General features: G+C 47.8%; 17 protein-coding genes and 9 tRNA genes. 25 read left to right on the top strand and 1 reads right to left on the bottom strand.

The window, feature by feature from the left end; genetic code table 11:
• The first annotated feature begins 170 nt into the window (after positions 1-170).
• The 20 genes from recX (at position 171) to luxS (ending at position 16,592) form a co-directional block, all read left to right on the top strand.
• Positions 171-635: a recombination regulator RecX gene (gene recX, locus AC6R1O_RS12075; protein WP_500633969.1), complete on the top strand. Its 465-nt coding sequence runs from the start codon at positions 171-173 to the stop codon at positions 633-635.
• A 133-nt stretch (positions 636-768) separates the two neighbouring features.
• Positions 769-3,351 carry an alanine--tRNA ligase gene (gene alaS, locus AC6R1O_RS12070; RefSeq protein WP_500657113.1) on the top strand — a complete coding sequence of 861 codons (2,583 nt, stop codon included), beginning with the start codon at positions 769-771 and terminating at the stop codon, positions 3,349-3,351.
• A gap of 193 nt (positions 3,352-3,544) precedes the next feature.
• Positions 3,545-4,732 carry an aspartate kinase gene (locus AC6R1O_RS12065; RefSeq protein ID WP_500657112.1) on the top strand — a complete coding sequence of 396 codons (1,188 nt, stop codon included), beginning with the start codon at positions 3,545-3,547 and terminating at the stop codon, positions 4,730-4,732.
• 92 nt (positions 4,733-4,824) lie between these two features.
• The gene (gene csrA / locus AC6R1O_RS12060) at positions 4,825-5,022 is read left to right on the top strand and encodes a carbon storage regulator CsrA (protein WP_009847619.1); all 198 of its coding nucleotides are present in this window, start codon (positions 4,825-4,827) and stop codon (positions 5,020-5,022) included.
• Positions 5,023-5,203: 181 nt separating this feature from the next.
• Positions 5,204-5,296: transfer RNA gene (locus tag AC6R1O_RS12055), tRNA-Ser, on the top strand.
• 65 nt (positions 5,297-5,361) lie between these two features.
• Positions 5,362-5,438: transfer RNA gene (locus tag AC6R1O_RS12050), tRNA-Arg, on the top strand.
• A gap of 24 nt (positions 5,439-5,462) precedes the next feature.
• Positions 5,463-5,555 (top strand) — tRNA-Ser (locus AC6R1O_RS12045).
• 84 nt (positions 5,556-5,639) lie between these two features.
• Positions 5,640-5,716: transfer RNA gene (locus AC6R1O_RS12040), tRNA-Arg, on the top strand.
• A gap of 51 nt (positions 5,717-5,767) precedes the next feature.
• Positions 5,768-5,844, top strand: a tRNA-Arg gene (locus AC6R1O_RS12035).
• 70 nt (positions 5,845-5,914) lie between these two features.
• A tRNA-Arg gene (locus tag AC6R1O_RS12030) sits at positions 5,915-5,991 on the top strand.
• A 51-nt stretch (positions 5,992-6,042) separates the two neighbouring features.
• A tRNA-Arg gene (locus AC6R1O_RS12025) sits at positions 6,043-6,119 on the top strand.
• A gap of 71 nt (positions 6,120-6,190) precedes the next feature.
• Positions 6,191-6,267: transfer RNA gene (locus AC6R1O_RS12020), tRNA-Arg, on the top strand.
• Between the two features lie 452 nt (positions 6,268-6,719).
• Positions 6,720-6,977 carry an oxaloacetate decarboxylase subunit gamma gene (locus AC6R1O_RS12015; RefSeq protein WP_334555094.1) on the top strand — a complete coding sequence of 86 codons (258 nt, stop codon included), beginning with the start codon at positions 6,720-6,722 and terminating at the stop codon, positions 6,975-6,977.
• Positions 6,978-7,008: 31 nt separating this feature from the next.
• Complete coding sequence (oadA, locus tag AC6R1O_RS12010; RefSeq protein ID WP_334555095.1) at positions 7,009-8,784, top strand: sodium-extruding oxaloacetate decarboxylase subunit alpha; 1,776 nt, start codon at positions 7,009-7,011, stop codon at positions 8,782-8,784.
• A 9-nt stretch (positions 8,785-8,793) separates the two neighbouring features.
• Positions 8,794-9,924, top strand: a complete 1,131-nt coding sequence (locus AC6R1O_RS12005) for a sodium ion-translocating decarboxylase subunit beta (protein WP_500657111.1) — start codon at positions 8,794-8,796, stop codon at positions 9,922-9,924.
• A gap of 117 nt (positions 9,925-10,041) precedes the next feature.
• Positions 10,042-10,992 carry an NADP-dependent oxidoreductase gene (locus tag AC6R1O_RS12000; protein WP_500657110.1) on the top strand — a complete coding sequence of 317 codons (951 nt, stop codon included), beginning with the start codon at positions 10,042-10,044 and terminating at the stop codon, positions 10,990-10,992.
• Positions 10,986-11,447, top strand: a complete 462-nt coding sequence (locus AC6R1O_RS11995) for a YqaA family protein (RefSeq protein WP_500638426.1) — start codon at positions 10,986-10,988, stop codon at positions 11,445-11,447. Before AC6R1O_RS12000 ends, AC6R1O_RS11995 begins: the two co-directional genes overlap by 7 nt.
• A gap of 8 nt (positions 11,448-11,455) precedes the next feature.
• Complete coding sequence (locus AC6R1O_RS11990) at positions 11,456-14,314, top strand: M16 family metallopeptidase (RefSeq protein WP_500657109.1); 2,859 nt, start codon at positions 11,456-11,458, stop codon at positions 14,312-14,314.
• Between the two features lie 51 nt (positions 14,315-14,365).
• The gene (gene gshA, locus AC6R1O_RS11985) at positions 14,366-15,943 is read left to right on the top strand and encodes a glutamate--cysteine ligase (RefSeq protein ID WP_500657108.1); all 1,578 of its coding nucleotides are present in this window, start codon (positions 14,366-14,368) and stop codon (positions 15,941-15,943) included.
• Positions 15,944-16,073: 130 nt separating this feature from the next.
• Positions 16,074-16,592: an S-ribosylhomocysteine lyase gene (luxS, locus tag AC6R1O_RS11980; RefSeq protein ID WP_500657107.1), complete on the top strand. Its 519-nt coding sequence runs from the start codon at positions 16,074-16,076 to the stop codon at positions 16,590-16,592.
• An 87-nt stretch (positions 16,593-16,679) separates the two neighbouring features.
• On the opposite strand, the gene AC6R1O_RS11975 is transcribed toward luxS, so the two are convergent.
• Positions 16,680-17,156, bottom strand: coding sequence for an RDD family protein (locus tag AC6R1O_RS11975; protein WP_500627065.1), 477 nt, complete (start codon positions 17,154-17,156; stop codon positions 16,680-16,682).
• Between the two features lie 191 nt (positions 17,157-17,347).
• Between AC6R1O_RS11975 and AC6R1O_RS11970 the strand changes: the two genes are divergently transcribed.
• The 5 genes from AC6R1O_RS11970 (at position 17,348) to AC6R1O_RS11950 (ending at position 22,758) form a co-directional block, all read left to right on the top strand.
• A tRNA-Leu gene (locus AC6R1O_RS11970) sits at positions 17,348-17,432 on the top strand.
• 532 nt (positions 17,433-17,964) lie between these two features.
• Positions 17,965-19,149, top strand: a complete 1,185-nt coding sequence (locus tag AC6R1O_RS11965) for an SIR2 family NAD-dependent protein deacylase (RefSeq protein WP_500657106.1) — start codon at positions 17,965-17,967, stop codon at positions 19,147-19,149.
• Complete coding sequence (locus AC6R1O_RS11960; protein ID WP_500657105.1) at positions 19,149-20,963, top strand: ATP-binding protein; 1,815 nt, start codon at positions 19,149-19,151, stop codon at positions 20,961-20,963. Before AC6R1O_RS11965 ends, AC6R1O_RS11960 begins: the two co-directional genes overlap by 1 nt.
• Before the next feature lie 91 nt (positions 20,964-21,054).
• A complete protein-coding gene (locus AC6R1O_RS11955) occupies positions 21,055-22,272 on the top strand; it encodes a tyrosine-type recombinase/integrase (protein ID WP_500657104.1) in 1,218 nt (405 codons plus the stop codon).
• Between the two features lie 102 nt (positions 22,273-22,374).
• The gene (locus tag AC6R1O_RS11950; protein WP_500657103.1) at positions 22,375-22,758 is read left to right on the top strand and encodes a hypothetical protein; all 384 of its coding nucleotides are present in this window, start codon (positions 22,375-22,377) and stop codon (positions 22,756-22,758) included.
• Positions 22,759-22,797 lie beyond the last annotated feature (39 nt).

Genomic DNA, 22,797 nt, shown 5'->3' with positions numbered 1-22,797 from the left:
GCTTTTAGCGTCATTCATCAAAGCCCTGCTTATGCGGGGCTTTGTCGTTTCTTGTACTCTCAATGTTCGCTACATTCTCGATATGAAAAGTAGGCGGTACCTTCTCGAGAGTTACTGAATTCGAGGGTCACTGAATCATCCTCTCACTTGTCATGGATCACTGTGCGATTATGTATCAACGTCAACCTCCGACACTGTCCAGTAAAGAAGCTGCGATGCAATTGCTTAGCCGCCGAGATCACGGCGTGTATGAGCTGCAACAGAAGTTAAGCCTCAAAGGCTATGAGGACGCCGACATTCAAGAGGCGGTGAATTTTTGCCTAGAGCACCGCTATCTCGATGACCTGCGTTATGCCAAGAGCCAGGTTCGCCAACAGGTTTACAAAGGCCATGGTGAGCGTCGAATTCGCCAAGAGCTGCAACAAAAAAGAGTGGCTGAGTCGACAGTCAATCAAGCCCTTGAGGAAGAACCTCAAGACTGGTTTGAGCTTGCCAAGCTTGCGGCAGAGAAAAAATTCAAAGGCATCAAAGCACAAGATCAAAAAGCGTACGCTAAACAAGTGCGTTTCCTACAGTATCGTGGATACAGCTTTGAACAAATCAGTTACGCCTTAAACGACCATTGTGACTCTTAATTCAATACGCTTTCATCAATCTAAGCATGAAGTACCGTCAACGGCGGCATTTTTTCAAGAAAACTAGTCGTAGCTGACTGCATGATCTACAATACGGCAAAATTCTAACTCGACTATTTTCAGGAAGAGCTGCATGTACATGAGCACTGATGAGGTTCGTAACGCGTTCCTCAAGTTCTTTGAAAGCAAAGGACACCAAATCGTAGAAAGTTCATCGTTAGTACCGCATAACGACCCAACCCTGCTATTTACTAACGCAGGCATGAACCAATTCAAAGATTGCTTCTTGGGCGCAGAAAAACGTGCCTACACGCGAGCAACTACGGCTCAGCGTTGTGTACGTGCGGGTGGTAAACACAATGACCTAGAGAACGTCGGCTTCACGGCTCGTCACCACACCTTCTTCGAAATGCTCGGTAACTTCAGTTTTGGTGATTACTTCAAAGAAGATGCCATTGCGTTCGCTTGGGAGTTTCTGACCGAAACATTGCAATTGCCAAAAGATCGTCTTTTAGTCACTGTCTACGAGACCGATGACGAAGCATTTGAAATCTGGAACAAAAAAGTAGGTGTTCCCGCTGATCGTATCGTACGCATTGGTGACAAAGAGGGCGGTAAGCAATACGAGTCCGACAACTTCTGGACCATGGGTGATACTGGCCCATGCGGTCCTTGTACCGAAATCTTCTACGATCACGGTGAGCACATTTGGGGTGGCCGTCCGGGTACGCCTGAAGAAGATGGCGACCGTTTCATCGAGATCTGGAACAACGTATTCATGCAGTTCAACCGTCATGCTGACGGTACGATGGAGCCACTACCTAAGCCAGCTGTTGATACGGGCATGGGTATTGAGCGTATTTCTGCCATCATGCAGGGCGTTCATTCAAACTACGAAATCGATGTATTCCAAAAGCTCATCAAAGCGGCGGCAGAAGTGGTCGGTTGCGAAGACCTTTCAAACCAATCGCTACGCGTGATTGCTGACCACATTCGCTCTTGTTCATTCCTAATTGCAGATGGCGTGATGCCTTCAAACGAAGGCCGTGGTTACGTTTTGCGTCGTATTATTCGTCGTGCTGTGCGTCACGGTAATAAACTAGGTGCCAAAGGCGTCTTCTTCTACAAGCTTGTCGGTGTTTTGGCTGAAGTGATGGGCAGCGCCGCTGACGAACTTAAGAAGCAACAAGCGGTTGTTGAGAAAGTACTTCGCATTGAGGAAGAAAACTTTGGCCGTACACTCGAGCGTGGCATGGTTATCCTCAATGAAGCGCTGGATGCACTTGAAGGTAAAGAGCTTGATGGCGAGACCGTATTTAAGCTTTATGACACATACGGCTTCCCGGCTGACTTAACTAACGACGTGGCTCGTGAGCGTGATTTCACCATCGACGAAGCGGGTTTCGAAAAAGCGATGGAAGAGCAGCGTCAGCGTGCACGTGAAGCCGGCCAATTCGATACGGATTACAACGCAACCATTAAAACGGAAGCGGAAACCGAATTTTGCGGTTACACCGGCACTCAAGGTAAGAGTCATGTGGCTGAAATCTTCGTTGAAGGTGAAGTGGCAGAATCTCTATCGGCAGGTGACAAAGCGATCATCATCCTGGGTGAAACGCCTTTCTATGCAGAATCTGGTGGTCAATGTGGCGATGCGGGTGTTCTGAAAACAGAATCAGGCCTATTCAAAGTCGAAGATACTCAGAAGTTGGGTAATGCGATTGCGCACCACGGCGTTTTGGCTGAAGGTGTACTGGCAAAAGGCGAACAAGTTGAAGCGCTGGTTGACGCTGAGCGTCGTGCGGCTATCTCTCTCAACCACTCAGCCACGCACTTACTTCACGCAGCGCTGCGCCAAGTCCTTGGTGAGCACGTCACGCAAAAAGGTTCACTGGTTAAACCTGAGAACCTTCGTTTTGACTTCTCTCACTTAGAAGCGGTAACCGCGGCTGAACTGAAAGAGGTGGAGCGCTTAGTTAATGCTCAGGTTCGTTGCAACCATACGATTGAAACTAACATTATGGACATCGAGTCGGCGAAGAAGAAAGGGGCAATGGCTCTGTTCGGCGAAAAATACGATGATGAAGTGCGTGTACTATCGATGGGTGACTTTTCGACCGAATTGTGTGGTGGTATCCACGCGGCTAATACGGGTGATATTGGTCTATTTAAGATCACGTCAGAAAGTGGTATAGCAGCGGGTATCCGTCGTATTGAAGCGGTAACAGGTGAAGCGGCGTTAGATGCGATTGAAGCTCAAGCGGCGAAGTACGAAGAGAAGCTGGCGGAATCTGCGCAGAAAGCCAAATCTTTGGAAAAAGAGATCCAGAAGCTCAAAGATAAGATGGCTGCAGCCGAGAGTGCCAACATCATGGGTAAAGTACAGGATATTGCCGGTACTAAAGTCCTGATTGCAGCACTAGAAGGTGCGGACAACAAAAATCTGCGCGTTATGGTAGACGATGTCAAAAATCAGATGGGCAGCGGCATCATCATGCTGGCGAACATCAACGATGACAAAGTCGGCCTTATCGCAGGCGTGACCAAAGATCTCATCGGCAAAGTAAAAGCGGGTGAGTTGGTCAACATGGTCGCGCAACAAGTCGGTGGTAAAGGCGGTGGTCGCCCTGATATGGCTCAAGCTGGTGGTACGGATGTGTCGGCACTACCGAAAGCGCTTGAATCCGTTCAAGGGTGGCTGAAAGAGCGCCTCTAAAATCGCGAGAGTAATTATCACGCTCAATCATTAGTTTGATTGGGCGTAATTTATTTTTGTAAGCCAAGTGGTTTAATTGGGCCTGATGAGTCAAGCCTATAAGCCGCTTGGTTTTTGTTTTAACTACTGCAAACAATATTCAACGCATTGAATGCAGTCCTAATGAGACATAGTCTTGGGAAGGTGAAGACTGGTGAAAAAGCCCCTTATCGTGCAAAAGTTTGGCGGAACCTCAGTGGGTTCTATTGAGAGAATTCATACGGTAGCCAAACACATCATTAACGCGAAAAATGATGGTAATCAAGTGGTTGTCGTGGTGTCTGCGATGTCTGGTGAAACCAATCGATTGATGGATTTGGCGAAGCAGGTAGACAGCGTACCGACGGCGAGAGAACTTGATGTTTTGCTCTCTGCTGGTGAACAAGTATCGATGGCTTTATTGGCGATGATGCTCAATAAACTTGGCTATCCGGCCCGTTCACTTACCGGAGCACAAGCAGGCATTGTGACGGATAATGTTCACAATGATGCGACGATTAAACAGATTGATACCCAACTTATCGATGAACTGCTGGCGGAAGACCATATTGTGGTCGTGGCTGGTTTTCAGGGGATCAATGAAAAAGGGGACATCACCACACTGGGACGCGGCGGTTCGGACACCAGCGCAGTGACTCTAGCGGGCGCTTTGCAAGCCGATGAGTGCCAAATCTTTACCGATGTGGATGGCATATATACCTGTGACCCTCGTGTTGTGGCCAACGCGAAAAAGCTAGAAGTGATCGACTTCCCATCCATGGAAGAGATGGCACGTAAAGGGGCGAAGGTATTGCACTTGCCCTCTGTACAGTACGCATGGCAACACAATGTGCCTTTGCGTGTGTTATCCACCTTTGACACTAACCCTGGCAGCTTAGTCAAAGGGGAAGAGTGCCAAGATGCGGTTTGTGGTATTGCGCTGCAGCGAGATATGCGTCTGATCAGCATTGAAAAAGAGTCACTTGAGAGCCTGAAGAAACAGTGTTTAATGTTAGGTATTCATCTCTGGAATGTGATCGAGCATGCAGAATGGGTCGACGTGGTGTTAAAAGAGGACGCATACTCTAAACTGGAACTGGTTTTCAAAGACAAAATCCGCAATAGTGGGTCTGTTAGCTTACTCACCGCAGTAGGTTTGCATGTCGAAGGATTGGTAGAACAGTCGTGTGCGTTATTGTCAGAAGTTGCCATTGACGTGATTCATGTATCGATTAACCCGCAATCGTTAACTTTGGTGGTTGAACCTGAGTCTGTTGATAAAGCGGCTAATGTACTGCATGAGCATTACATCACTTCTGCAAAGGCGATCGACTGCTTAGAAAAACATGCCTTTTGGGGTTGATTAGTCACAACAATAGAGTTTACGTAAATAACCCTTTTGTTGGATAATAACCCAGTAGCAAGATAAATCAGAGATTACTCAAGGAGCACAGAATGCTAATTTTAACTCGCCGAGTGGGCGAAACTCTAATGATCGGTGACGAAGTAACAGTAACCGTACTGGGTGTAAAAGGTAACCAGGTACGTATCGGCGTCAATGCTCCGAAAGAAGTATCCGTTCACCGCGAAGAAATCTACATGCGAATTCAAGCGGAAAAAGGCAACGGTAACGTTGCACCAGGTAACTACTAACCTGTGAAAAGGCTGACGATTGTCAGCCTTTTTTGTATCGCCAATTGTGACAAAGTGAATGAAAAGAGCGAATTAACATCGCTTTGATTAAATACCCAACGGTTGAAGGATAAAATGACGTTTTTGCCAAGAAAGTGTTTGACATATTTTCGGTAAATCGTAATATGTGCCTCCGCAAGACGGTGAGGTGGCCGAGAGGCTGAAGGCGCTCCCCTGCTAAGGGAGTATACGGTTTGTAGCCGTATCGAGGGTTCGAATCCCTCCCTCACCGCCATTCTTGCACTGCTCGTTAGAGCATTCGTTTAAAGCGTTCTTTGGAAGAACAGCGGAAAACATTGCGCGCTCGTAGCTCAGCTGGATAGAGTACCTGGCTACGAACCAGGCGGTCGAAGGTTCGAATCCTTCCGAGCGCGCCATATTTCCTTACCAGGGAATAAAACGGTGAGGTGGCCGAGAGGCTGAAGGCGCTCCCCTGCTAAGGGAGTATACGGTTTGTAGCCGTATCGAGGGTTCGAATCCCTCCCTCACCGCCATTAATTGGCCTATGGTCAATTTTTTTGTTTTAGACGAAAATTTGTGTGATATACTTCACAACCTTCTCGTAATGAGAATATTGCGCGCTCGTAGCTCAGCTGGATAGAGTACCTGGCTACGAACCAGGCGGTCGAAGGTTCGAATCCTTCCGAGCGCGCCACTATTACGTTTGATTGATGATGGCGAATAGACCAAAATCAGTGAAACCGACGCGTCCTTAGCTCAGCTGGATAGAGTACCTGGCTACGAACCAGGCGGTCGGAGGTTCGAATCCTCCAGGACGCGCCACTCTTTAGGGCATAGCCCGACCACTATTGGTGTCCCAATAGTGACAACTTTCTCGTAATGAGAAGATTGCGCGCTCGTAGCTCAGCTGGATAGAGTACCTGGCTACGAACCAGGCGGTCGAAGGTTCGAATCCTTCCGAGCGCGCCACTATAACGTTTGATTGATGATGGCGAATAGGCCAAAGTCAGTGAAACCGACGCGTCCTTAGCTCAGCTGGATAGAGTACCTGGCTACGAACCAGGCGGTCGGAGGTTCGAATCCTCCAGGACGCGCCACTCTTTAGGGCAATAGCCCGACCACTATTGGTGCCCCAATAGTCACAAATTTCTCGTAATGAGAAGATTGCGCGCTCGTAGCTCAGCTGGATAGAGTACCTGGCTACGAACCAGGCGGTCGAAGGTTCGAATCCTTCCGAGCGCGCCATATTATAAGCCCCGCTAGCGATAGCGGGGCTTTTTAACATCTTCGTAATATTATTCCAACCTTCCATTTACAACCTGATGTTTTTTATGAAGTTTTTCGTGAAACATTAAGTCTATCCCAGTAATTGCTCCAAATTTGCAATAACGTCATAAAATCAGCAGTTATTTGTGTTCGGATACGGTGAAATTGCAGATTTATGTGATTTGTAAGACGTGTTCGTCCTTAGAAATGTGCATTATCCTCAAGAGTGCAGGAATCAAAATTGACAAAGTTTAGCCAATCGAGATAATCCTAAACCTCTTGTCGGGATTAAACGGTTTATCCTGAACAATGATGGGCCAGCTTTGCGCTGGTTTTATTAGGCCATCAGGACTTTTTATTCGACCCTTAGGATAATGACGTCCACATTGAGGCCTATCTCCTTGTCAGGATGACAAAGAAAGGATGCAAAAATGGAAAATGTTGGAAGCCTGCTAGTAGACGCGGCCGCCCTGATGTTAACAGGGATGACGGTTGTGTTTCTGTTCCTCACTATTCTTGTCTATCTCGTTCGGCTGATGTCGAAACTGGTCCCCGAAGAGGTGCCAGAGCCGATCGCCACCCCACTTAAAAATAATAAAGTTCAACCCAGCTCTTCTACGGTGAGCCCGACTGTTGTAGCGGCGATCTCCGCTGCGGTGCATCAATATCGCACCAAGACGGCAAATTAGTATTGGACTGGATTAAAAGGAGTTAATGAGCATGTCTAAACCACTAGCGTTAACCGACGTGGTACTTCGTGACGCCCATCAATCGCTGTTTGCGACCCGTATGCGCCTTGAAGATATGTTACCTATCGCAGCTGAGCTCGATAAAGTCGGATATTGGTCTTTAGAAACATGGGGCGGTGCCACCTTTGATGCCTGTATCCGTTTCTTAGGAGAGGATCCTTGGGAGCGTCTTCGCGCATTGAAACAAGCGATGCCAAACACGCCGATGCAGATGTTACTGCGTGGACAAAATTTATTGGGCTATCGCCACTACGCGGATGATGTGGTGGAGAAATTCGTCGAGCGTGCCCATGCCAATGGTATGGATGTGTTCCGTATTTTCGACGCCATGAACGATGTGAGAAACTTCGAGAAAGCGGTCAAAGCGACCGTCGATGTGGGTGCGCACGCTCAAGGTACGCTCTCTTACACCACCAGTCCTGTGCACAACGCCGATACTTGGGTGGATCTGGCCAAGCGCTTAGAAGACTTGGGCTGTCATTCTCTCTGTATTAAAGATATGTCTGGCTTGCTTAAGCCTTACGAAGCCGAAGAGCTGATCACGCGTATTAAAGCCTCAACGGACATTCCATTGGCTCTCCATTGTCACGCGACGACTGGCCTATCTACGGCCACGGCAGTGAAAGCGGTAGAGGCGGGCGTGGATATTCTCGATACGGCGATCTCCTCGATGAGCTGTACCTATGGCCATACGCCAACAGAAACTGTGGTGGCAATGCTAGAAGGGACAGAGCGCGACACAAACCTCAAGTTGGATCAGCTTGAACCTATTGCGGCGTATTTCCGCGAGGTTCGTAAGAAGTACGCGAAATTTGAAGGTCAGTTGAAAGGCGTCGATTCTCGTATCTTGATTGCTCAAGTACCTGGCGGCATGCTGACCAACATGGAGAGCCAGCTTAAAGAGCAGGGCGCCGCGGATCGTCTTGATGAAGTGCTGGAAGAGATCCCACGTGTTCGTCAAGATCTTGGCTACATTCCTCTCGTCACCCCAACCTCACAGATCGTTGGTACCCAAGCGGTGATCAACGTGCTTACTGGCGAGCGTTACAAGAGCATTACCAAAGAAACCGCAGGCATACTCAAAGGCGAGTATGGCGCAGCGCCCGCAGAGCTTAATGCAGAACTTCAAGCGAAAGTGCTGGATGGCGCGGAAGCGATCACTTGCCGCCCTGCGGATCTTTTGGTTGATGAGATGGACACCCTCACTGACGATCTGCTGACAAAAGCGAAGGCGGAAGGTATCGCGTTGGCGCAAGACACCGTTGATGACGTGTTGACGTACGCACTCTTCCCACAAGTGGGGCTGAAGTTCCTTAAAAACCGTCGTAATCCAGATGCGTTTGAGCCTGCGCCGGGTAAAGAAGAGCCTGTCGTTGCAGCCCCTAGCGTTGCCGCACAAGGCGGAATTGAAACCTACAGCGTTAAGGTCGATGGCCAAGTGTACGATGTTGAGGTGGGCCCTCAAGGTCAGCTCAGCTCCGTCACACCAGCGAAATCGGTGTCGTCGGCTCCTGCACCTGCGGCAGAAAGCAATGCCGAAACAGTACCCGCACCACTGGCGGGTAACATTTTCAAAGTAAACGTACAAAGCGGCGCTGAAGTGGCAGAAGGTGATGTCCTACTCATCTTAGAAGCCATGAAGATGGAAACTGAAGTCCGCGCGGCGCGTGCTGGCATCGTCCAAGATCTGCATGTCAAAGAAGGTGATGCCGTGACGGTAGGCGCCCCGTTATTAAGCTTGGCGTAAGGGAGTAACATGGAAGGTTTAATGACTCTGTGGTCAGAGACAGGGATCGCTCACTTCGAATTTGGCCAGATTTGCATGATCTTGGTCGGCTGTGTGCTGCTGTTTTTGGCTATCCGCAAAGGTTTTGAGCCATTGCTGCTGCTGCCGATCGGCTTTGGTGCGATCTTAGCGAATATTCCGAATGCGGGTTTTACCGAAGAGGGCGGTTTGCTCTATTACGTCTACTACGTGGGGATCGAATCGGGTATTTTCCCGCTGTTGATCTTTATGGGTGTGGGCGCGATGACGGACTTCGGTGCTTTGATCGCGAACCCTAAAACCTTGTGGCTAGGTGCTGCGGCGCAGTTTGGTATTTTCGCTACCTTGTTTGGTGCGATCTTGCTTAACTATGTGCCGGGTATGGAATTTAGTATGCCTGATGCGGCCTCGATCGCCATTATTGGTGGTGCAGATGGCCCAACGGCGATTTTCCTTGCCAGCCGATTGTCGCCTGATCTGCTCGGCGCGATTGCCGTGGCAGCCTACAGCTACATGGCGTTGGTGCCGATCATCCAGCCACCGATTATGAAAGCGCTGACTACGTCTGAGGAGCGCAAGATCCAAATGGCGCAACTGCGTCATGTGGGTAAAGCAGAGAAGATCCTGTTCCCATTGGCGGTCTTGTTGATGACGATCCTCTTCCTGCCAGCGGCGACGCCGTTGGTGGGTATGTTCTGTCTAGGTAACTTGATGCGTGAAGCTGGCGTGGTGGAGCGTTTATCGAAAACGGCGCAAAATGAGTTGATCAACATAGTGACCATTTTCCTTGGTCTGGGTGTCGGCTCCAAGCTTCAAGCACAAGAGTTTCTCAACATCGAAACATTGGGGATCTTGGCGCTGGGTGCGGTTGCCTTCAGTATCGGTACCGCAGGCGGTGTCTTGATGGCGAAGCTACTCAATAAGCTGTCAAAAGAGGACATCAACCCATTGATTGGTGCTGCTGGTGTATCGGCGGTACCTATGGCTGCGCGCGTGGTGAATAAAGTCGGCTTGCAAGCTAACCCACAAAACTTCTTGCTGATGCATGCGATGGGCCCGAACGTGGCCGGCGTGCTCGGTTCGGCCGTGGCCGCCGGTATATTGCTGGCACTGGTTCAATAGGTCGAGCGAGTGACGCAAGGCGAAATTGCGACAGTTCGGTTAACTTCTCACTAAGAATTGGTATATATTCAAAGGGATGCTTTCGCATCCCTTTTTTTATCGATAGGGAAAGTACACATGGAAAACAAACAAATCGTAATCACGAAATTTGGCGAACCGGATGTCTTAGCGATTCAATCTTCAGCGGTGCCTCAGCCTCAAGCCGGCGAAGTGTTGGTTAAAGTGGCATTCGCTGGGGTTAACCCTATCGACGTAAAAACCCGTGCAGGGCTCGGTTGGGCTGCCGCGCAAAACAAAGACAACCTCCCTTGGGTGCCCGGCTACGATATCGCTGGAGAGATAGTAGCAGCGGGCGATGACGCGCAGCGTTTTGCTGTTGGCGATAAAGTGGCGGGATTTATTGGCTTTCCTTTGCAAGGTGGAGGCTACAGCCAGTATGTCGCCGTACCAGAGACGCTACTAACCTTAGTGCCTGATGCCATCACGTTGGAGGCGGCTGCCGCTCTGCCTTTGGCTGGGCAAACCGCTGTTCAGGCGCTGGATAAAGCCGGCGTCAAAGAAGGGCAACGCGTGCTTATTCTTGCGGGGGCTGGCGGGGTGGGGCACATCGCTGTCCAAGTGGCGCTCGCGGCGAAAGCGGAAGTGTTTACCACCTGTTCGGAAGCCAATTTGGATTACCTGGCGACATTGGGCGCACATGCGGTCAACTATCAGTTTGCCCCGGTCTCTGAGCGCGTTGAAGACGTAGATGTCTTGATTGACCTAGTGGGCGGTGACGCCGCATTAGATGCGCTAAAATGCCTAAAAGATGGCGCGACCGTCGTGACGGTCCCGACCATCAGTGCTGAGATGATTTGCGAAAAAGCCAAGATGCTGGGTTTTGAGGCGACCGGGATGCTGGTCGACCCAAATCCTGAACAGTTAGATGCCCTCGTCTATATGGTCAGCGTTGGCTTACTTAAAACGGAAATCCAGCACGTCTACCCAATGGATAATGTCGCTGATGCACATCGACAAATCGAGACGGGCAGAACGCGCGGGAAAGTCTTGCTTGATATGCAATGTTAGACGCGTTTAATCACGCATTTCAGTCGGTCGCATTGTGGTTTTCTGATTCGGCTCTGTGGGTACTCTTCATCACAGGGTTTCTCAGTGCGACTTTGCTGCCGGGTGGCTCCGAGACGGGGCTCGTTGCCACCCTCAGTCTCAATCAATTCTCCACTATGATGGTGATCGTCGTTGCCAGCCTAGGTAACACCTTGGGCGGGCTCACCAATTATTGGCTCGGGCTCTGGTTACCAAATCGAACTCAAGATGAAAAACACGGTCATAAAGCCGTAGCTTGGCTGCAAAAGTACGGCTATTGGTCATTGCTGCTCAGTTGGCTGCCGATTATTGGCGATCCTCTCTGTTTAGCCGCTGGATGGTTGAGAATGCGGTTTTGGCCATGTTGCTGGCTTATTTTGCTGGGTAAGGCATTACGTTACAGCGCGTTAGCTGCGCTTTATTTTGGACTTTTCTAGGAGATGTCATGAGAAAACTCTGGCTTGGTGCCCTTTCTCTCCTTGCTTTGTATGGCTGCGCGAGCAGCACGATTCCTTCAGTATCGCTGTTTTCTTCTCTCCCTCCGGGCGTTTCTCTGATCGAAGAGGTAAAGCCTCAGCCTGGCGTTGCGATGATCCCTTATGCCAAATATCGCCTCGACAACGGGTTGACGGTCATCCTCTCTCCGGATGATTCAGATCCTCTTGTCCATGTGGACGTCACTTACCATGTAGGCTCTGCGCGGGAAGAAGTCGGTAAATCCGGCTTTGCCCACTTTTTTGAACACATGATGTTCCAAGGCAGCGAACATGTTGGCGATCAGCAACACTTTAAAATTATCACTGAAGCGGGCGGTACGTTAAACGGTACGACCAACCGTGACCGAACCAACTACTTTGAAACTGTCCCTTCAAATCAGCTAGAAAAAATGTTGTGGCTTGAGTCCGATCGTATGGGATTTTTGCTTGATGCGGTCTCACAACGTAAGTTTGAAGTCCAACGTGATACGGTGAAAAACGAGCGAGCGCAGAATTTCGATAATCGCCCGTATGGCTTGATGTGGGAAAAGATGGCGGAAGCCATGTACCCAGAAGGCCATCCCTATTCGTGGCAAACGATCGGTTATGTCGAGGATTTAGACCGTGTGGATGTCAACGATCTTAAAGCTTTCTTTTTACGCTGGTATGGACCGAATAATGCTGTGCTGACGATCGGTGGCGATATCGACGTGGATCAAACGCTTGAATGGGTTCACCAGTATTTTGCTTCAATTCCGGCAGGACCAGAGGTAGAGAAAGCGCCGAAACAGCCGGCTCAGCTCAATGAAGATCGCTATGTCACGCTAGAGGATCGCATTTCTCAACCTATGGTGTTGGTGGGATGGCCAACCACTTACAACGGCGAGCAAAATCAGGCCTCGCTTAATGCATTGGCGAATATTTTGGGCAGTGGCGCCAATAGCTTGCTCTATCAAAACTTGGTCAAAACAGAGATGGCTGTGGATGCGGGCGCCTTCCAAGATTGCGCTGAACTTGCCTGTAGCTTCTACGTTTATGCCATGGGACCATCCGGTGACAAAGGGCAGTTGACGCCGCTCTACCAAGCGCTGATGGACACCCTTGAGGAGTTCGAGCAAACAGGGGCCACTCAAGCGCGCCTTGACCAGATTACCGGTATGGCGGAAGCTGACGCCGTCTTTGCCTTGCAAAGTGTGCGCGGTAAAGTCTCGCAGTTGGCATCCAATCAAACCTTCTTTGGTCAACCAGATAGAATGCAGACTCAGCTAGAGCAGATCCGTAACGTGACGCCAGAGTCCGTGCAAGCTGCGTATCAGCGTTTTATCAAAGACCAACACAAAGTGACATTAAGTGTAATTCCGCGTGGGAAAGCGGAGCTTGCAGCCGCGCCGGCGACGTTTGTCACCCCTAAACGCCAGTTGCCGGAATACCAAAAAGTGGATGAGAGCCAGCTGGCGTATCGACGTGCAGAGGATGATTTTGACCGCTCGGTGATGCCAGAGGTCGCCAAGGGTGTCGAAGCAACGATGCCTGAGCTGTACCGCGTCTATTTTGATAATGGCGCTGAGCTGATTGGTACCGTGAGCTCAGAAACGCCGACGGTTCAGCTGGAGATAAGTTTCCCGGCTGGGGAGCGTTATGTCCCGCAAGGTAAAGAGGGGCTGGCTAACTTAACGGCGTCGTTACTCGAAGAGGGCACCACTGAGTCGAGTGTGGAAGAGCTGCAAGCCAAACTGGATGCGTTGGGCAGTACGCTTTCGGTGAGAGCGGGCAATTACACCACCTCGCTGTCGATCTCCACCTTGGAGAAAAACCTCACGCCAACGTTAGCGATTGTCGAAGAAGTGCTGTTCAAGCCCGCTTTTGATGCTGACGACTTCGAGCGGATTAAAAAGCAGACATTAGAAGGGCTGGTGTATCAACATCAGAAACCGACTTGGCTGGCGTCACAAGCCACGCGACAAGTTCTGTTTTCTGGTAGTGTCTATGAACGTTCGAGCGACGGCACCCAAGCCTCGGTCGAGGCGATTAGCCTAGACGATGTGAAGGCGTTTTATCAGCAGCACTACACGCCGCAAGGTGCACAAGTAGTGGTTGTGGGGGACATCATCCGCAGGCAGATCGTCAAACAGCTCGCGTTTTTGAAAGAGTGGCAAGGCGAGGCGGCGCCATTGCTACGACCTCAGTCGGTTGAGCCCCTTGCCCAGCAAAAGCTCTACCTAGTGGATAAGCCGGGAGCGCCACAAGCGATTATTCGTATGGTGCGACAAGGCTTACCATTTGACGCAACCGGAGAGGTTTATCTTACGCAACTGGCCAACTTTAACTTGGCTGGCAATTTCAATAGCCGTCTGAATCAAAACCTAAGGGAAGACAAAGGCTATACCTATGGTGCCAGTGGCTATTTGGCCTCCAACCGCGAAGTGGGGGCCTTGGTCTTTTCCGCTCAAGTTAGAGCAGATGCCACACAGCCTGCACTGGTGGAGATGAGTAACGAGCTTGAACAGTTTGCCCAGCAGGGAATGAGCGATGAGGAGATGAAATTTTTGCGTCTTGCCGTCGGTCAACAAGATGCACTCAACTACGAAACTCCGGCGCAAAAAGCGCAACTGCTAGGCAGTATATTGGCGTTCGGATTGGATGAAGATTATTTACAGCAACGAAATCAGATTGTGGCAACGGTCAGCAACGAGACGTTAAACGCACTCGCGGCGAAGTGGTTTGATCCCAGCCAGTATCAAATCATCGTGGTGGGCGATGCGAAATCGTTAAAACCCCAGCTAGAAAGTTTACAGATTCCGATAGAAGAGCTTGAAATCATCCGTTAGAGTACACATAACTGAGAACGTAGAAACGATTAAACATAAGTGAACTTCATTTTGACAGATTTTGCTGCGCGATTAGAGCGAGTCGCTCGTAACCCAGAAGTATTCCAACACTTTAGCCGTGGCGTCGAGCGAGAGACTTTGCGCTATCAAGACGGGCGTTTGGCGACCACTCCGCACCCTCAAGGGTTAGGGTCGGCGTTGACCAACCAATGGATCACGACGGATTTCTCTGAATCGCTGCTCGAGTTCATCACTCCGGTGTCGCACGACATCGATCAGTTGATGGCGCAGCTTGAAGACATCCACCATTTCACCCAAACCAAACTGGGGAAAGAGAAACTGTGGCCACTGTCGATGCCTTGTTACGTCGAGCATGAGGAGTTGATCAACCTTGCTCAATATGGCGACTCGAACTCAGGCAAGATGAAAACGCTGTATCGCCAAGGGTTGAAGCGTCGCTACGGCAGTTTGATGCAAATTATCTCCGGTGTGCATTTTAACTTTTCTTTCCCAGACAGTTTCTGGGAGGCCCTCTATGGAGAGCAAGATGAGAAGGCGCGTCAAGAGAGCAAATCTGAGGCGTACTTCGGCTTAATTCGCAATTACTACCGCTTTGGGTGGCTGATTCCTTATTTCTTTGGCGCTTCACCGGCGCTCTGCTCTTCGTTTATTCGTGGCCGAGAGACAAAACTGCCGTTTGAAAACATTGGTGAAACCCTCTATCTGCCGAACGCTACCTCACTGCGCTTGAGTGATTTGGGTTACACCAATAGCGCGCAAAGCGTCCTCAAGATCGGATTCAATAGCATTGATGAGTATTTAGCAGGGCTTAATGAAGCGATTCGCACGCCTTCAGACAAGTTTGCCAAGATAGGCGTGAAAGTGGATGGTGAGTACCGTCAACTCAATAGCAACGTTTTACAGATTGAAAATGAGCTTTATGCGCCTATCCGTCCGAAACGAGTGACCAAAAGCGGTGAGAAACCGTCTGAAGCGTTGCGCCGAGGCGGAGTTGAGTACATTGAGGTGCGCTCACTGGATGTGAACCCATACAGTTCGGTGGGTATTACCGAAGATCAGGTTCGCTTCCTCGACCTCTTCTTAGCATGGGCTGCATTAAGTGACTCTGAGCCGATGGATTTTTGTGAGCAAGCGTGCTGGCGAGAGAACTGGAACAAAGTGATTGTCGAAGGTCGCAAGCCGGGTCTTGAGTTGCAGATTGGCTGCAAAGGTGAAGTCTTAACGTTGCAAACCTGGGCTAAGCGTGTATTTTCTGAATTGACGGCGATCGCCAAAGTCATGGATGAGGCAGCCGGTGGTCAGGCGTACCAAGATGTGGCAAAGACACTGCTTGAGTGGATTGATAACCCAGAGCTGACCATTTCAGGGCAACTACTGGCAGACACCAAACGCCTAGGCGGTTTAGGGAGTGTGGGCCGAGAGTTTGGTCGTCATTACAAAGCGCGCCATCAAGCTCATCAATACCGTACCTACAGTGAGTCTCTGATGGAACAAGAAGTCGCGCGCTCAGTGGAGGCACAAGCTGACATTGAAGCGAAAGACAGCCTGTCATTTGATGCGTTTTTAGAAGACTACTTCGCGTACTTAAAAACGCCGCAGCAGGCGTAATCCGTGCCACAATAGGCTCGCTCATTCATCGTCGATTTGCTAGGCTTTGACTATCTGCCTAGCTGTTATCGCCGGGCGAAGAAAAAGAATAGAACAGCTCCCAAGAGCTTGGAACCAATGGAGACGGACCATGCCGTTACTAGATAGCTTTACCGTAGATCACACTCGTATGAACGCCCCAGCCGTTCGCGTGGCAAAAACGATGACCACGCCTAAAGGGGATACCATCACAGTGTTTGATTTGCGTTTTACCGCCCCAAACAAAGACATCTTGTCAGAAAAAGGCATCCACACCCTTGAGCACCTATACGCCGGTTTCATGCGTAACCACCTTAACGGTGAGAGCGTGGAAATCATCGATATTTCACCGATGGGTTGTCGTACAGGCTTCTACATGAGCCTAATTGGCACACCGAGCGAGTCTCAAGTTGCTGACGCATGGCTCGCGGCAATGCAAGATGTGCTGAAAGTGGAAAGCCAGAACAAGATTCCAGAGCTCAACGAATACCAATGCGGTACGGCAGCGATGCACTCACTGGATGAAGCCAAAGCGATTGCAACAGCGATTATTGACGCGGGCATTTCGGTCAATAAGAACGATGAGTTGGCGCTACCAGATTCGATGCTGAAAGAGCTCAGTGTTGACTAAGTACCGAATAGACCAGCTGATTGAGGCTGGGACAGAAACCAAAAAAGGAAAGCACATCGCTTTCCTTTTTTATTACCTATTAGATTGTTATTGCGCTTTAGGCAATACCACGACGCGTGTTTTGGCCCATATATCGTGAAAGCCACGCTTTTTGGGATCGATAGGCACACTCAGATTAGCCAGGCCGAAACCGGATGTGCCAATGCGAATCAGCGCTTGCGTCACCGTGATTCGCCCGCCTTGATCATTTTGCAGTTGCAGTTTCCAGGCACGCATGCCCAATGTTTGGCCCGCTTTTGTCCAAAAGTAGACAAAGAAGTAGACCCACACCGCCGCGAGATAGAAGGTGTAGAGAGGGCTCCATACCGGATGCTGCGTAAGGAAATCACTGACGTCTTGGTATTGGCCAACATGAAATACGCCGAGCGCCATTAGCGCATGTAAAATGGCGATAACGATACCGGCCGCCATCATTTCGATGGCAATGATGATCAATCCATCATAAAAAAGTGCCCCTAAGCGGCGAAAAAGTCCCGCTGGTGGCAAGGTGCTATTGCTAGACATAAAACGACTTACCCTTAAAAAACTGGCGCCAGAATATAGTGTCAAACTGGTGATGAAAAGAGAGCTTGCGCACAGCTTACGACTTTGTGGCGAATTTATCAGCAAACAATAAGCAAATCAGCTTTTTGCACTTGCGCGATGGCAAAGCTTACGTATAATGCCAGACATCAACAGGGAGTCATCCCCAAGATGCCGGTGTGGTGAAATTGGTATACACGACGGATTCAAAATCCGTTGCCTTCGGGCGTGGCGGTTCAAGTCCGCCCACCGGTACCATACATAGAAAGGTCGCTTTTATAGCGGCCTTTCGTCGTTTTAGGTGTTTGAAAATATTCGAATTTTCAGAAGCTTATCTCATTTCCCCTTCCTTGTTATCGACGCTTTTCTCGCTCCAATAAGCTCTCTTTATCCGCCTTAAAATTTCTCCCATGGTCCATATATGGTTCATCGCATGACGATTCTGTGCGCAAGGGAATCCCAGTAAATCCAACAAGATCCGTTTTGTGAAAACTTGCCTTTCAACATAGCTGAGGAGGTCGGAAGAACAAGGTTACGGTCTTTTTTACTGTCTTTTCTGACTCTATGAGGTGTCTGATCGTTTTGATGCAGTCAGGAAAAGTCTTATGTGATGGTGAGCTTTGAGGCGTGTGTAATAGTGCTGTTGGGGAGTATCTAAACGTTAAAAACACGATTCTCAGTTTGTGTTTTCGATATGAGTCACGAATAGCAGCAGTTTTATATGCTTTCATATTACTTGTTTGTAACTTGTAGCATATAAGATCCATGAGTAGCAGAGGACGGAGTGTTTATGGATGAGTTTGAAAATAAACTGGAGAATTTAAAGCAATTACTTACATCTCAAAGCAGACAAAGTTGGCTGTTTGGGGCTGGGATTAGTTTTGGTTCCAAAATTCCTCTTATGTACCCGCTAACGGCTCGGGTTGAAGAAGTTATGGAGCAGAATGGAAGCGAAGCTAATAAGGCTATATTAGCGGCACTAAAAGCTGATTTAGATGATAATTGTCATGTTGAGCATTACTTGAGCCATTTGGGGGATTTACTTGCTTTATCCGGGCGTTCTAAAGAGCGTGTTGCTTATATAGGGGGGACTGCGTATTCGGATGAGCAACTAAGATCTCTATATACAGAAATCATAAAGGAAATCGGTGGTATCGTTCGATATGGATATGTTGGAGCCAATGCCGAATGGGGAATTGAAGAGCAAATAGGCTCTGCAGAAGCACCGATAGTTGAGATAGAACCTCACTATGATTTTATTGATGCATTATTACATAGCCAATCCAACCTAGAGCGGCGTTCAAAGACTACTTTCTTTACTACTAACTATGACACTTTACTAGAAGATGCGCTTGCTTTGCATCGAAAAGATGTATGTGACGGTTTTTCCGGAGGTGCTGTCGGGTTTTGGAATCCTGAAAGGGAATACTCTGCGTCACTAGACTCTAATACATATCGACTATTTAAATTACATGGTTCTATAGATTGGCATCGAGATAGTCGTTATGGGCTAGTTCGAGCTAGATATGGTAGTAAGTACTTATCTGAACCTGCCAATATAATGATATATCCGCAAGCTACCAAATATGTAGAAACACAGAAAGATCCTTTTGCCAATTTATTTATTGGGTTACGAAATACGCTCATGAACAAACAGCAAAACACGTTAATTACTTGTGGTTATAGTTTTGGAGATGACCATATAAATGCTGAAATAGAGAGTGCATTGAGAAGCGAGGGTAATCAAACTACATTGATTGCTTTTATTGAAGAAGCTCCTAAGGAAGGTATTAAAGTAAATGCTACTTTAGATCGTTGGTTAAATTGCTCTAAAATTTCGTCACGAGTATATGTTGCAGGGAGAAATGGTATATATCATGGTTCTGATGAAGTAGTGTCTGAAGAAGAAGGTGCTTCGTATGATTGGTGGCGTTTTGATGGGTTAACTAAATTTATTCGGACTGGAGAAGTATAATGAATGAACTATTTCAGCCTAGGTCCGAATTAAAAATTGGAAAAATAGTAGAGGTTTCTGGAAATAACCTTCGAATAGAGATTAGTGAAGAAGTAAATGAATTAATTCGGGCTGTTGATGGTCATGTATACCCCATAGGTCAGATGGGTAGTATCATTAAAATTCATTTTGGTCGCAAACTATTATTTGCTTTTGTTCGCTCTCTGAAAATGAGGTCTGAGCTAGCTATTGATGATAATGTAAGGCAATTAAGCGCTGATGATGACGCTCGAATATTAGAAGCGGACATGTTTGGACAAGGAGAATGGTCTGTCCGTAAATCTAGACTCGAATTTTCCCGTGGGGTTGAAACATACCCGCTACCTCTCCAGAATGCATACATTTGCTTAAATGCAGAGCTAGAGTCAGTATATAAAGCTGCTGAATCACATGCTAGTGAAGAAGGTGTTAGCCCTATGGTGCCTATCGGTAATTATATTGGTGGGCATGGAGCGGTTTGCAGAGCAAATATTGATAAGTTGTTTGGTCACCACTTCGCTGTTCTTGGTTCGACAGGGTCAGGTAAATCAGGAACCGTTGCTTCTATATTACACTCAGTATTAGATCATAAACCTGGTGACTCAATACTTAAGCCTAAAATAATAATGATTGATCCGCATGGTGAGTATGCAAGCGCTTTTAAAGATCGAGCGAAAGTATATAGGGCATATAATGATGCTTCATTTAATGGAGAGGGTGCTGAGTTATTAAAGCTACCTTATTGGTTGATGTCTAGTGATGAATTGAGGTCATTAATTATAGGTAAAACAGAATACGAAGCTACCTCTCAAAATAACATTATTTACGAAGCTGTGGCTTATTCTAGATTGTTAGAATCAAAACTTGTTAAAGATCTAGGAGATAATCCGGATGGAGGGCAAGAAATTGAGAGAGAAGATGATATAAGTGAAGAGAAAGTTCTTAACTTTGATCGAGATAAACCGGTACCGTTTAAGTTATCTCAGTTCATTAATCATATAGATAAAGTGCAAGGACGAAAGGCTGGTAAAAAAGATAATTTAGCCGCATCATCTGGCCGTGACAAAGTCGATGCTATATTAAAAAAACTAAAGGTACTTCGCTCTAACCCTCAACTTAAGTTTCTGTTACATGAGCATGATGATGAGTCTCCCGAGTTGCAGGAGGTTCTTTCTCAGTTTGTAGGAGAGTCAGTCGGTAGGGACATACGTATTATTGATATTTCAGGTTTGCCAAATGAAGTTGCAGGTCCTCTGACGGCATTGATATCACGTTTACTATTTCAATATAAGTTATGGCAGACAAAGGAAGAAAGGCAGAAAGACCCAATTCTATTTTTGTGTGAAGAAGCGCATAGATATGTGCCTAACCATGGAGAGGCGCAGTACAAAGAGGCTCAAGATGCTATTCGTAGAATAGCAAAAGAAGGAAGGAAATATGGACTAGGTTTAGGACTTATTTCGCAACGGCCTTCGGATGTTGAAAGTACTGTATTATCTCAATGTAACTCTTGGATTGTTCTTCGGTTGTCAAACTCTAGTGACCAAGAGCATGTAGCCAAGTTTTTGCCTGATAGTCTCAGTGGATTAACGAAAATGCTATCTGCTTTAACACGTAGAGAGGCTATATTTGTAGGGGAAGCTGCAGCTTTACCTAGTCGAATTAGAGTACGTAAATTGTCTGAGGATCAGCTGCCAGATTCTAATGATATTAAATTTGCTGAAGGTTGGTCTAATGATGCTATTGATGGCGAAGGGTTATCTAATATTGTAAATCGTTGGTGTGGTAACTCTTAAAATGATTAGGTTGAATTTCTAAGGACTTAACTGAATCAAAGTGAACTTAAAACTTATATTAAATCAGTACTTACTAATGCAAGGAGCTGATATGAATAAGAAATTTAAGTTCACTACCACCTCTCTTAACAATCTTTCGCGTCATTCCTACTCGTCCAAATCCACCGAACTGGAATTCTCGGATACCGAAGTCATAGGTTTGCGATGCTTGGTCGGTAGGACGGGGAATAAACGCTTCCTACTTAGGTATACCAGCCCCGTTACTCGTAAGAAAGCGTCTATAGGACTGGGGCGCTGGCCTGACATTGATTTGCCAGAAGTTCGTAAGAAAGCTCGTTCCTACAAGCAGCAAATTATTGAAGGCGTTGATCCCAAGCTTGAGCGTGACAATCAGACTACCGAGAAGACGATGACTCTGGAGCGGTTCTTTGATGAAGTTTACCTGCCATTGGCTAAACAAAAACGTAGCTGGAAGGATGATGTAGCGCGATTTCGTTTAGCAAAGTCAATACATCACATATCTATTCACGACCTAACTGCCGCCGATATCATCAAAGTCCAAATGGAGATGCAAAATGCCGTTACGATTAAAGGCAAGCCTTATGCTCCTGCTTCGATTAACCGTGTTCTAGCCCTATTGAAAACTATTAATCGTCAGGCATATAAGTTGATGGACGCGCCGCTCATTGCTGACAAGGTGAGCTTGTTGAAAGAAGATAACGTGCGAACTGGGTACTTATCGGAAGCGCAGCTAAAGGAGTTCATAGGTCACGCTCTGAACCATGAAGATAAAAGTATTGGCGCGTACCTAGCTTTGCTGTTTTTGACTGGCGCGAGGGATAAGGAACTGCGTTTACGCTTGAAATCCGATGTGAATTGGGAGGAGAAAACACTCACTATTCCACATTCGAAAAACGGTAGTAGTCACGTTTTATTCCTAAGTGACTACATGCTTGATATTTTGAGGTCGGTGCCTCATGTGGCGAATAATCCGTATCTCTTTCCTGGACGCAAAAAGGGTAAACCAGTAGGACAACCTAGGCATGCTTTCAAGGCTATAAAAGCCAAGATGGGACTGCCCGACATACCCGGAGATAAAGCGAACCTAACCCTGCATTCAGCTCGTCATACGGTTGGAAGTTTGTTAGCTAGTCAAGGAGTCTCGTTACACGACATAGCCAAGCAGTTAAATCACGCTGATCTGTCATCAACAAGGCGCTACTCAAAATTGACTGTAGGGCGTCGGAGGGAGATTGGCTCTCGTTTATCGGATATGGTGACTGCGAAGCCAGAGATACGTTGGGAATGAAGAAGTTAGGTTTAACCAGTTAATTTAGAAATGACATTAGAAAAGCCCCTGTTTAGCGATGAGCTAAACAGGGGCTTTTTCATTATTAAACGGAGATTAGAAATGAAAGCAGTAAACAAGTTTGAAGACATTCAATCATTGCCAATGCCTGATGGTGTGAAAGCAAAACTGCTCGAACACTTGATTGAGCCGTTCGGTGATGAAGAAAGTACCAAAGCGTTCTGGGATGAGGTCGGTACGACCTTGTACTTGATTGAGGAGTCCGATACTGACGAATCCTTGAGTGAAGAATCTGAGGAAGACCAACACTTCCTCCGCTTTGTTACGAATTACCCAGAATGGGTTCTGTTGTTAAACGACGATGATTGTCCTTGGTTATTAGCGGTCGCCATAGTGACCATGGAAGGCGGTGGCGTGTACTGCTGTGCTCCTATGAACAGTCCAACGTTCCCTGTCGCCAAGCTCGCTGACCAAGCTGAATCTTAAAACCAAATTAAACCTGAACAATTCCATCTTAAAGGAGGT

Source organism: Vibrio sp. R11-SG3-ISO3-SZ (assembly GCF_059834345.1).
The sequence above is the reverse complement of the archived record's forward strand: the minus strand, read 5'-3'. Positions and strand labels throughout refer to the sequence as shown.

Bases quoted from the DNA above. Each gene is read 5' to 3' on its own strand.
- AC6R1O_RS11950 (WP_500657103.1), top strand. From the start codon at position 22,375: ATGAAAGCAGTAAACAAGTTTGAAGACATTCAATCATTGCCAATGCCT.
- oadA (WP_334555095.1), top strand. From the start codon at position 7,009: ATGTCTAAACCACTAGCGTTAACCGACGTGGTACTTCGTGACGCCCAT.
- AC6R1O_RS11975 (WP_500627065.1), bottom strand. From the start codon at position 17,156: ATGTCTAGCAATAGCACCTTGCCACCAGCGGGACTTTTTCGCCGCTTA.
- AC6R1O_RS11965 (WP_500657106.1), top strand. From the start codon at position 17,965: ATGGATGAGTTTGAAAATAAACTGGAGAATTTAAAGCAATTACTTACA.
- AC6R1O_RS12005 (WP_500657111.1), top strand. From the start codon at position 8,794: ATGGAAGGTTTAATGACTCTGTGGTCAGAGACAGGGATCGCTCACTTC.
- AC6R1O_RS12000 (WP_500657110.1), top strand. From the start codon at position 10,042: ATGGAAAACAAACAAATCGTAATCACGAAATTTGGCGAACCGGATGTC.
- AC6R1O_RS11995 (WP_500638426.1), top strand. From the start codon at position 10,986: ATGTTAGACGCGTTTAATCACGCATTTCAGTCGGTCGCATTGTGGTTT.
- AC6R1O_RS11990 (WP_500657109.1), top strand. From the start codon at position 11,456: ATGAGAAAACTCTGGCTTGGTGCCCTTTCTCTCCTTGCTTTGTATGGC.
- recX (WP_500633969.1), top strand. From the start codon at position 171: ATGTATCAACGTCAACCTCCGACACTGTCCAGTAAAGAAGCTGCGATG.
- AC6R1O_RS11960 (WP_500657105.1), top strand. From the start codon at position 19,149: ATGAATGAACTATTTCAGCCTAGGTCCGAATTAAAAATTGGAAAAATA.
- csrA (WP_009847619.1), top strand. From the start codon at position 4,825: ATGCTAATTTTAACTCGCCGAGTGGGCGAAACTCTAATGATCGGTGAC.
- AC6R1O_RS12015 (WP_334555094.1), top strand. From the start codon at position 6,720: ATGGAAAATGTTGGAAGCCTGCTAGTAGACGCGGCCGCCCTGATGTTA.
- alaS (WP_500657113.1), top strand. From the start codon at position 769: ATGTACATGAGCACTGATGAGGTTCGTAACGCGTTCCTCAAGTTCTTT.
- luxS (WP_500657107.1), top strand. From the start codon at position 16,074: ATGCCGTTACTAGATAGCTTTACCGTAGATCACACTCGTATGAACGCC.
- AC6R1O_RS11955 (WP_500657104.1), top strand. From the start codon at position 21,055: ATGAATAAGAAATTTAAGTTCACTACCACCTCTCTTAACAATCTTTCG.